General features: G+C 36.5%; 8 protein-coding genes. All 8 read right to left on the bottom strand.

Annotated elements, in window-relative coordinates:
- Nucleotides 1-127: 127 nt before the first annotated feature.
- The 8 genes from nqrF to CG11_RS19585 all read right to left on the bottom strand — a co-directional run bounded on the left by nqrF (nucleotide 128) and on the right by CG11_RS19585 (nucleotide 10,619).
- A complete protein-coding gene (nqrF, locus tag CG11_RS19620; protein WP_052598541.1) occupies nucleotides 128-1,468 on the bottom strand; it encodes an NADH:ubiquinone reductase (Na(+)-transporting) subunit F in 1,341 nt (446 codons plus the stop codon).
- A gap of 59 nt (nucleotides 1,469-1,527) precedes the next feature.
- Entirely contained in the window at nucleotides 1,528-2,136 is a 609-nt protein-coding gene (gene nqrE, locus CG11_RS19615; protein ID WP_052598540.1) for an NADH:ubiquinone reductase (Na(+)-transporting) subunit E, read from the bottom strand.
- 59 nt (nucleotides 2,137-2,195) lie between these two features.
- A complete protein-coding gene (locus tag CG11_RS19610; RefSeq protein ID WP_052598539.1) occupies nucleotides 2,196-2,849 on the bottom strand; it encodes an NADH:ubiquinone reductase (Na(+)-transporting) subunit D in 654 nt (217 codons plus the stop codon).
- A 55-nt stretch (nucleotides 2,850-2,904) separates the two neighbouring features.
- On the bottom strand, nucleotides 2,905-3,657 hold the full coding sequence (gene nqrC, locus CG11_RS19605; protein ID WP_052598538.1) for an NADH:ubiquinone reductase (Na(+)-transporting) subunit C: 753 nt from the start codon (nucleotides 3,655-3,657) through the stop codon (nucleotides 2,905-2,907).
- A 2-nt stretch (nucleotides 3,658-3,659) separates the two neighbouring features.
- Nucleotides 3,660-4,913 carry an NADH:ubiquinone reductase (Na(+)-transporting) subunit B gene (locus CG11_RS19600; protein ID WP_052598537.1) on the bottom strand — a complete coding sequence of 418 codons (1,254 nt, stop codon included), beginning with the start codon at nucleotides 4,911-4,913 and terminating at the stop codon, nucleotides 3,660-3,662.
- A 65-nt stretch (nucleotides 4,914-4,978) separates the two neighbouring features.
- Nucleotides 4,979-6,592, bottom strand: coding sequence for a Na(+)-translocating NADH-quinone reductase subunit A (locus tag CG11_RS19595; RefSeq protein WP_052598536.1), 1,614 nt, complete (start codon nucleotides 6,590-6,592; stop codon nucleotides 4,979-4,981).
- Between the two features lie 166 nt (nucleotides 6,593-6,758).
- A complete protein-coding gene (locus tag CG11_RS19590) occupies nucleotides 6,759-8,903 on the bottom strand; it encodes a hypothetical protein (protein WP_052598535.1) in 2,145 nt (714 codons plus the stop codon).
- A 309-nt stretch (nucleotides 8,904-9,212) separates the two neighbouring features.
- A complete protein-coding gene (locus tag CG11_RS19585) occupies nucleotides 9,213-10,619 on the bottom strand; it encodes a decarboxylase (RefSeq protein WP_052598534.1) in 1,407 nt (468 codons plus the stop codon).
- Nucleotides 10,620-10,801: the final 182 nt, after the last annotated feature.

Raw genomic sequence — 10,801 nt, 5'->3', positions numbered from 1 at the left:
AACAATACATTAAACCTATAAAATCAGTTTTATTACTTCTCCCAATTCTAATATCTAAAAAATAAAAAGCACCTTCCACAAGATGTGAAAGGTGCCTATATTTGAACTATGATAATTCTAGCAAGGATTACTCACCAAAGTCATCAAATGCAATGTTTTCTTTAGGAACGCCCAATTGGTCTAGGGCTGTAAAGATAGATTGAGCCATCATTGGAGGACCACAGAAGTAGTATTCGATTTCTTCTGGCTCAGGGTGTTGATCTAAATAATGTCTCTTCAACTCAGGCATTACAAAACCAAAGAAACAGTTTCCATTTTCATCATGGATATCTTTTTTCTCTACCCAGTTAGGATCTTGTGGGTCTCTATCAATAGTAATGAAGAAAGAGAAGTTATCGAATTCTGCTTCAATTTGTCTAAAGTCATCAATGTAGAACAACTCACGAGGAGCACGACCTCCATACCAATAACAAACTTTACGATCTCTTGTTTTTAAGGTATGGAATAGGTGGAATAAGTGCGAACGCAATGGAGCCATACCTGCACCACCTCCAATATAAACCATTTCTTTTTTGGTTGGCTTGATATGGAATTCACCATAAGGACCAGAAATAGTAACTTTATCTCCAGGTTTGCAACCAAATACATAAGAAGAACAAATTCCAGGATTTACATCCATGTATTCTTTGAATTGACGCTTACCATCTACCACATGGAAAATTGGTGGTGGTGGTGCTACACGAATGTTCAACATAATAATTTGTTGCTCTTCTGCCTCTTTAGGGTGGTTGGCCATTGAGTAAGCACGGAAGATAGGCTCCTCATTAACCATTGTAAATTGACGCATATCCAAAGCATTCCATTCTGCTTCAAACTCATCTTTGGCTTTCCCCATTCTTGGATGCGAATCAATGTTCATATCCTTATAATCTACAGTAATTGCTGGTACATCAATTTGGATGTATCCCCCAGCTTCAAAAGATACTGGCTCAGGAACTCTTACGACGAATTCTTTGATAAATGTAGCCACGTTGTAGTTTGAAATAACTTCACATTCCCATTTTTTGATACCAAAGATTTCGGCAGGAACTTCCACCTCCATGTCAGAACGAACTTTTACCTGACAAGCCAAACGCCAATGTTCAGCAGCTTCTTTACGTGTCAAGTGATTCATTTCTGTTGCTAAAGGCTCTCCACCACCAGAGATTACTTGACATTTACACATGGCACAAGTTCCACCACCACCACAAGCAGATGGCAAGAAGATATTATCTGTTGACAATGCGCCCAACAAAGTAGCACCAGGCTTAACCTCAATTTCTTTATCTCCATTAATGGACAACGTTACATCACCTTGTGGCAACAGTCGTTTTCTTGCGGCTAACAATCCTGATGATAGAACCAAAATCAATACAGAGAATACAACTATTGATATTGGTATTAAGTAAATATTAGATATTAATAACATAAGTATGATTTTTTTTACTAATCAGCTCTTAAGTCTTCTCTATAAAGAAGAAGTCATAATTAATTAAAATCGCCAGGGTTTAATCCAGCCAAGCTCATAAAGGCAATTCCCATTAGTCCTGTAATGATAAATGCAATACCCAGTCCTCTCAATGCAGGAGGAACATCAGCAGTACGCAATTTTTCACGAATAGAAGCAATTGCAACAATCGCCAAGAACCAACCAAATCCAGATCCTAAACCAAAAGAAACTGATTCAGCAAATCCATACTCTCTAGATACCATAAACAGAGAACCTCCAAGAATGGCACAGTTTACAGTAATCAGAGGAAGGAAAATTCCTAGTGAGTTATATAATGCAGGAGAGACCTTCTCAATGATCATCTCTACCAATTGCACCATAGACGCAATTACAGCAATAAACAAAATTAAGCGCAAAAAAGTCAGGTTGATTCCTTCAATGATTGCACCATCAGACAAAAGATAGGTATTGATTGCCCAGTTGATAGGCATTGTAATTCCCAATACAAAGATAACTGCTAATCCTAGACCTACAGCTGTTTTAACTGTTTTGGATACTGCCAGATAAGAACACATTCCTAAGAAATATGCCAAAATCATGTTATCAATAAAGGCCGCTTTGATAAATATATTTAATGTCTCGCCCATTTTATCGTTAGATTTATAGTAATATTATTTTTACAAGATGTTAAGTTGATTGGTATGAATTAAGATTTATCTACTAATTCAGGATCTAATGCACGTTGTATCCAGATAAAGACACCAATTACAAATAAAGAAGAAGCAGGTAAAACCATCAAGTTATTGGCAACGTACCAATCTGGTGATAGAATTTCCCATCCCATGAATGTACCTTTACCAAACAACTCACGTACTACTGCCATAGCTACCAAAATCCAACCATAGCCTAGTCCATTACCAACACCATCTAAGAATGATTGCCAAGGGTTGTTTCCCATAGCAAAGGCTTCCAAACGCCCCATTACAATACAGTTGGTGATAATAAGACCAATAAATACAGAAAGTTCTACGTACGCAGTATAAGCAAATGCTCCTAATACAATTTCTACAATTTGTACCAAACCTGCAATAACAAGTAATTGTACAATCATACGAATAGAACTAGGAATAGAATTTCTCAACAAAGAAATAATTAAACTAGAAGCAGCACATACAAAAATTAGTGCTACTGCCATAACCAAAGATTTGTAAACAGAACCTGTTACAGCCAAAGCAGAACAAATTCCCAAAACTTGGATGGTAATTGGATTATTACTGTGTAATGGATCTTTAAGAAGCTTCATTTCTTGCTTTCCAAGTAATCCTCCTTGTTTTTTTGAATCAACTATAGTATCAGCCATTGCGCTATAATTATTTATAGTTTATAATTTTTTTTATTCGATTGCGAATCGCAATTTATTTTTTATTTTTCAACTGCTCAAAGTGCGTTTCGTACTTACTCATTCCTTTTCGGAACATTTCAGTAACCCCATCACTAGTAATTGTGGCACCAGAAATACCTGTTACATAATGCTCTCCTTTTTTAGGACGCTTTAGTACCGTCAACGCTACATTCTCTCCTTCAAAAACTTTCTTCCCAATAAATTGAGCCTTGAACTTATCGCTATCCTTAATTTCGGCACCCAAACCTGGTGTTTCATTTTTGTGGTCAAAGTAAACACCAGCAATTGTATTCAAATCAGATTTAAGGGCAATGTATCCCCAGATTTTGTCCCAAAGACCATTTCCACGAATAGCAACAACGTAAGTTTTTCCTTCTGCACCATCGTACTCATAGACTGGATACAAACGGTTTTCTTCCTTTCTTTTTTCCTCATTAGCCAAGTCTAGCTCTGCTAATGCACCGTATTTTTTGGCTCCATTGGTAGCCAAGTCATTGATTTTTTCTAAATCATCGTTGGTATAAACTTTACCACTTTCTGTTACAGCATACATTTTTACTTTTCCGTAAGCATCCTGTACAACTTCTGGTTTGTCTAAATCCATAGAGTCGGGTAAACAACTCAAAATAGCTACTTTTTTAGCTTCCGCTTTATTAGCTTCAAAAATTGGATTGAGACTAGTATACAAAAGCGATAAGATTAAAGCGGTTACGGATGTAATCATAAATACATACGCGTAAACATTCATTTCTTTTTTCTCTCCCATTTTTATTCAGCTTTAGCTCTTTTTAAACGTCTATTAATATTTGCATCTACTACATAGAAATCAATTGTTGGCGCAAATACGTTCATCAACAAGATTGCCAACATCCATCCTTCTGCGTAAGCAGGATTCATCACACGAATAACCATTCCGAAGAAACCAATCAAGAATCCATAAATCCATTTTCCTGTATTGGTTCCACAAGCAGTAACAGGATCGGTTGCCATAAATGCCAAAGCAAACATCAAACCTCCCATCAAGAAGTGGTTATACCAAGGTACATCCATATAAGCATTGAAGCCCCATACATTAAACAACATACCTGTTACAGCAACTCCCAATGCCATTGAGAACATAATTCTCCAACTAGCAACACGAGTTACCAACAAGATAGCAATACCTAGAATAATGGCTAATTTTGAAGTTTCACCAACACAACCAGGAATTCCTCCAACAAACATTGCTGTAGAAGAATACACTTCTGTAACGGCTTCCCATCCACCTGTTCTAGCCAATACCAATGGTGTTGCACCAGTAAAAGACTCTAACAAAGGTTGTCCATTAATAAAAGTACTCCATCCCAAACTCTCAAACAAACCATTAAACATAGTATGCAAGAAGCTATAGTCTGTTACTCCATTATTAAAATCAATTGCAGATACCCATGGAGCATCTCCAGAAATTTCAGTAGGATAAGCAAAGAAAATAAAGGCACGTGCCATCAAAGCTATATTAACCACGTTCATTCCTGTTCCTCCAAAAGCCTCTTTTGCCAACAATACAGCAAAAATAATAGACAGTGTCAACATCCACAACGGAACATCTGGTGGCATAATCAAAGGAATCAAGGCACCTGTTACCAAATACCCCTCCTCTATCGGATGCCCTTTTTGTGACGCAAAGTAAAACTCAATAGCCAAACCTACTAAGTTAGATACAATAAACAAAGGCAAAATAGACATCAAACCAATGACTAATTTTAGATGGACTGCATCCAAAACACCTGTGTGTTCGCCTAGTGCTAAAAAATGTTGGTGGCCAATATTGTATGACCCGATTAGATAACAAGCTTGTAATGCAATTACAACATGTATCATCAAACGTTTCAGGTCCATTGGACCCTTAATATGAGTACCAGTGTGGTTTACCTCATTCGGCTTAAAAAAGAGCGTAAATACACCGTCGTAAAGACCGTGAGCAAATTTTTTATCTTTGCTAGGCTCTATCTTTTTCCAAAATTCTACATCAAAAAGTCCCATAAGGTTACTTTATTATTAGTATTCGTTTCTATTATTAATTTTATTTTTATCTCAGCAGCAAGTAACTATCCCTGCTCTCTTAACATATCCAATCCTTGACGAAGTGTTTTTTGAACAGGATGCTTAGAAGTACATACATACTCACACAAAGCCACATCTTCTTCACCCAATTCTAAGATTCCCAAACCTTCCATTCTTTCAAAGTCATTGGCTTGAACAGCTCTTAGCAAATATTGTAGGTAGATATCCATTGGCAAAACACTTTCGTATTCTCCAGAAACCACAAATGCTCTGTGCTCTCCATTTTGTTGAGTATCCGCTTTGTAGACAGAGCTAGGTACAAAAGCACCTGGGAAAGTACGATTCTGTGTTGGGTGTCCTGTTCTTGGCAATAACCAACCAAATAATTCGTAGTAATCTCCCTCTTCAATGGTCATAATTTGGTCGTCAAAGAAGCCCAAATAACCATTTGGAGTAATTTCTTTTCCAGTCAATGGATCTCCAGAAATTAAACGAACTGCTTTTCTAGTTCCACTTACTGGTTTTCCTTCTTTATCTGTTGTTGCTATTTGTTCTTCAAATTTAACCTCTGCAACTAATTTTTCAATACAAAGTCCTTGGTGTGCTCTGATATAACGAGGATTTGGCATTTCATATCCTGTCAACGCAATGACACGTTCTGTATCAAAAATACCTTTATTAAATAAAGTACCAATCACTAATACTCCATGTACGTCCAAGTGCCACACTGTTTCACCTGTATTTAGTGGATCGATGTGATGAATGTGTACCCCTACATTTCCTGCTGGGTGAGGACCATTGAACCAGTGTTTTTCAACACCCGTAGCATCAGTAAATGCTTTTGAAGGGTTTTGGTTTCCTCTACCGTCCAATCCTAAGTGCAAAGCACCATCTGTCAATTTTGCCAATACATCCAAACCTTTTTGGAAGTCAGCTTCTTTCCCTTGAACAGTTAGGTTGAAACTTGGTGCCAATGGTGCCGTGTCAAATGTTGTTACAAAGATAGACTTAGGCGTTTTTTCGTGCTCTGCCACAATATCAAATGGACGCTGACGAATAAAAGGCCAAGCTCCAGAATCTAACAAGAAAGCCACTAATTCTTCACGGCTTACAGTATTCAAATCTGGAAGATTGTACGAACGGTATTCAATCTCTTTATCTGCCAAAATAACCACCTCATTAATCGAACGCTTTTCTCCTCTTTGGATTTTTAGCATTTCTCCACTAACAGGTGCTGCATATTTAATTTCTGGGCGTTTTTTATCATAAAAAAGAACGTCTCCAGCTTTTAGAGCGCCTCCTTCTTCTACAACCACTTTAGGAATTGGCATCATGCCTATAAAATCCTTTGGTTTTAGCGCATAAGTTGAGGAGTGTACGGATTCAATTCCACGCTCCAATGATGCTTCTCCTAAAAGGTTAATATCAAAACCCTTTTTTAAATCAATAAAATGATCGTTGTGAGAAACATAATCAGGGGAACCTTCACCTCGTTTAAGCATACTTGGCAAGTCATTTGGTAAGACGCCGTAGTTCTCTGGATTTTCACCGTGATGTTTTGCTGCGATTTTCACCAAACCTTCTGATACTGTTGCCATTACAACAATAAACATCAAAATGAAAATTATACCAAAGATAAGACCTGTTGAGAGTGTCATATAGCTTGTATATAAATTAATATAATGTAAATAAATGATTAAATTCTGACAATAGATATCAGACGTGCTGCAAATATAAAATTTCGTTTCGTTTTCCTGTATCTATTTTAGCGTTTTGTTAACACCTATCTCTATTTAGAATAAATCTAAACAAAGGCTCGAAAACCTATTTTTGCCCTTGTCTAATGACTTTTGCATGCTTCCCCATTTGAAGCATATCCTCATCTATAATTAGTTTTGCATTTGGTTTAACTACAATTTGAGCCTGCTGACCTAAAACGACCTTTCCTCCCTCCTCTACAATCAACGTAGTTGCATCTTCGAGAATTAGTTTTGAGCGTTTATTCAAATACAATGTGGCTCCTTTTTTTACTGTAAAAACCGTCGGATGAATAAAGTCACCTGCTGTTGTTTGAACATGTGTGTTGACAGTACCACTTTTATTCAACACCAACTGCACACAATTGGCGAGTTCCAAGTCTGGGCGTTCATCTTTGGTTATATCAGGCAATTCTATATTTCCAGTCCAACGCTTATTCTGGCATAACTTAACTTCTTCAAATCGTACCTCTACCTGCATATCAGAACTATTTTCTATTGCAGAAAACTTTAACGCTAAACCATTCAAAATGTAAGGGGCTAATTTGTTCTTTTTAAGGTCATAACGAGGATAATTCAAAGGCATTGGATTAGAATTCAAATCCAGATAGTCCCCATCTTTAAAGGCAACAGGACCTATATAACCTTCCGACTTCTTGGCATCGTACACTCCAAAACAACCATACAAATTAACAAAAGAGTCAGGACTAATTTCCTCTCTAAAAATAGGGGCATACCATTCTGTTTTACTAGAGTTGTAATTGGGATCAATCTTAATAACGCCATCTTTGTTGTTATCATAAGGATAACGATACAAATTGTTTGTTCCAGATATAGGATTTTCTTCCAATCTCCGAAAGCTTTTCATCACATTTCCCCAATTATTTCTTTGGTCTGGTATATCTTCGTACATGTAGTAGTCGTAATTTCCTCCAGCATGCAGTACTTTAATTCCATTGGCTCGATCCGACAAAGCCGAAAAGATCGTATTTCGGCTGCTTTCAATCCCTTCTACATAAGCATAAATTCCTGCTGCAGAACGAGCAACCGTGTCGCCTTTGCCCAATACTTTGCCACTCCATGGATGTTCATCCAATTCGTGCAACTTAGCATGGTTCTCTAGCCAAAGATATTGCCCACCCGAAAAAGGTATTTTGATTCGCATAGCATCACCTGTTGTGAAAAAATCTCTCAAGACAAAAATAGGCTGTTCTTCCACATCTTTTGGCTTCTGTATGTCTGCTACCAAATCAATAAATCCAACATACCAACGTTCCCAAGCATTAAACCCAGAAAAGATACTATTCGGCGCCATAACCCCCCAACCAGCACTCAGCAGATAAAAATAATTCCCAACAACATTATTAACTCCCATTATATGAGGTGCATTAAACAAAACATGAGCAACTTCGTGTATAAAAACTCCAGAATTATACGTCATCGTGAATCCTTCTGCTATCCGATAGCCATTCACTGTATTTTGGGGCAAGACACCTGTAGATGCAAAACCACCTCCTGAACCAACCCATCCTCGCATTCCTGGCTTGGGTTCTTGATTCCAACCTTTGTTGTAGCGATGAACAAATACGACAAAATCTATAATTTTATCTGGTTTATGTTGTGTGGTATCCGAATTATCAAATTTAAAATTAGGTAAGTTTTTACGCTGATCAAAACGGGAATAATCCATTTTAGGATTTATCTTTTGCATTGCCTCTACAGCACGTCCATTAAGGTGCGTCCACGAATAACCTCCAGCTGGATCAATTTCTACCACTGTGGGTTTTCCTTCTGCATTTGTAAATACCTCCCCTATCATTTTAAATTTTCCATTAGACATTAAGGCAAATTCCTTTGAAAAATTATTTGCCACCAAATCCATTTCTTGTTCAAAATCGGAAGCAGAATTAAAAATGTAATTGGGGCAAGCTCCTGTTTTCGGATTAACAAAATCGGGTAGTTTATTATTTTCGCTATAATTCCAACGAGGTAGTGGATTTTTTTGATTTTCAAAGGCAGGATTTGCGGTATTATTATCTTTATAAGTAACAAAAACTAGCAGTACTCGCAAGGTTCCTTTGGGGGTAAATACGCCTCCATAAGGTGCATAAGGGATTTTAGGAGGTGTGGCTTTTTCTTGGGCTGTTACAATCGGGACTAAGCCCAGTAACAATAGCCAATAAATCCCTATTTTTGTTAGTAGTATTTTCACTGGTCTCCTTTTTATTTAAATTAAAAAAAAAGGCCAAGTTGCAGGAGCAACTTGACCAGAAAACTAAACCCTAAAACCCATGATAGGCTCAAGATATAAAATATTTTACACTTCCAAGCCAATTGGGTGATTTTATGAAAAAAATCTTCTATTCTTAACAAATTAAATATTTCATAAACTGTTTTATTTTAACTATATTTCTCACTACCAATGCATTAAACAATTAACTTATTCTAGTAAATTTTACCATTACCAAACACGACAGAATAAGCCATACGAATCTCAATTAACACTAGTCTTGTGCTACACTCAATAGCCCAAAATCTTAAACATTTCTTGAACAGATTGCTCCTCTCGATAAACATAATCTATGAAGTTTCCTTTCTCATCCCGATCAATAATTACTTGTTTGGGCGAAGGAATTAAGCAATGTTTGATGCCTCCGTATCCACTAATCGCATCTTGATAAGCTCCCGTATGAAAAAAGCCTAAATACAATGGCTCCTTATCATCTTTGGGATATTTGGGCAAAAGGATTTCTTGATTAAAATCTTCGGAATTGTAGTAATCTGAGTGATCGCAACTAATACCTCCTATATTGACTCGCTGATAGTTGTTTGACCATTTGTTGATTGGCAGCAGAATAAATTTTTCGTGAATAGACCAAGCATCAGGAATCGTATTCATCAAGCTATTATTAATAATATACCAAGCTTCTGTATCGTTCTGCTGTTTTTGTTCTAAAACCTCAAAAATAATCGCTCCTGACTCTCCTACCGTATACTTTCCAAACTCTGTAAAAATATTAGGTTCTTCTATCCCTTCTTGGGCGCAAGCTTCTTTGATATTGCTCACTATTTCATTGATCATATATTCGTAATCATACTCAAACCCTAAGTGATTTCGAATTGGGAAGCCACCACCTAAATTAAAAGAAGACAATTTGGGCGCATCTTTTTTCATCTCAATGTACAGACTCAAGGCACGTTGAAATTCTCCCCAATAATACAAAGTATCTTTGATTCCCGAATCGACAAAAAAGTGCAACATTTTTAACTCAAATTTGTCATTATCTTTGATTCGATTGTGAAAAAAGTCCAACATCTCTTTTTGTGGAATACCTAATCGAGACGTATAATAAGCCGATTGAGCTTCCTCATTGATTGCCATTCGAACGCCAATCTTAATTTTTTTGGTATTCTCCTTACTAATCGCTTCGATTCGTGTCAGCTCATCGGTACTATCCAAAATGATAACAGAGTTTTCGAATCCCATTTCATTTAGCTCTAGGATTTTTCGTAGATATTCATCTGTTTTATAACCATTGTGAAGAATGATGCACTTTTTGTTGAGTTTTTTCTCTTTGTATAATTTCAGAATTAAATCAATATCAAAAGAAGAAGAAGTTTCCAAATTGACCTTATGCTTTAAAGCCTCACTAACAACGTGATAAAAGTGATTACACTTAGTACAGTAACAAAAGTGGTAATTCCCTTGGTATTTGTTCTTTTTAATGGCTCGTTTAAATAGATTTCGAGCTTTTTTTATCTGGTCCCCGATTTTGGGCAGGTATATAAATTTAAAGGGTGTGCCGTATTTTTCAATCAAATATTTGAGAGACACCCCATGAAAAGTCAAATATTCATTGTTCAAATCAAAGCCCTCTTGAGGAAAATAATAGCTTTGTTCTATTAAGTCTGTATACGTGTTCTTCATTTATCTATTTAGAGCATTCTTTTCTTGCTTAAGGCAAGAATAGCTATATCCAATAATCCATTTTTCCACCCTATTCAAACATTTGAATTTGGCAGAGCGAAATTCGTCATTTTAATTCAGCAATCAAAACTTTTTTTAGAATACAGGTATAAAATTTATCAACCCAGTTAAGTTTATTGATA

The sequence above is a fragment of the Aureispira sp. CCB-QB1 genome (assembly GCF_000724545.1).
GTDB lineage: Bacteria > Bacteroidota > Bacteroidia > Chitinophagales > Saprospiraceae > Aureispira.
This window is presented reverse-complemented; position numbering and strand designations above follow the sequence as displayed.